1 protein-coding gene is annotated in these 416 nt (G+C 74.5%); it reads left to right on the top strand.

All coding sequences use genetic code 11. The features are described 5' to 3' along the window. Positions 1 to 416, top strand: a 416-nt coding sequence (locus tag JK356_RS21530) for a hypothetical protein (protein WP_201870355.1), incomplete at both ends; no start/stop codon positions are given.

The following is a 416-nucleotide window of genomic DNA, read 5'->3' on the forward strand; positions in this document are numbered from 1 at the left end:
CGCACGGGGGATCTGGTGCGGTGGACCGGGGCGGGGGAGCTGGTGTTTGTTGGCCGGGCGGATGGCCAGGTGAAGATCCGCGGGTTCCGCATCGAGCCGGGTGAGGTGGAGGCGGTGCTGGGGGCGTGTCCTGGGGTGGGGCAGGCGGTGGTGGTGGCGCGGGAGGACCGGCCGGGTGAACGCCGCCTGGTGGGTTATGTGGTGCCTGAGGCGGGCGGGGCGGTGACCGGGGCGGAGGCCGTGTCGTTCGTGGCGGAGCGGTTGCCGGAGTACATGGTGCCGGCGGCGGTGGTGGTGCTGGAGGCGTTGCCGGTGACGCCGAACGGGAAGGTGGACCGGCGGGCGCTGCCGGCGCCGGATTTTGCCGCGCGGGTGTCGGATGCCGCGCCGCGCACGGAGACCGAGGAGCGGCTGTG

This window comes from Streptomyces sp. 7-21, assembly GCF_016741785.1.
Taxonomy (GTDB): Bacteria; Actinomycetota; Actinomycetes; order Streptomycetales; family Streptomycetaceae; genus Streptomyces.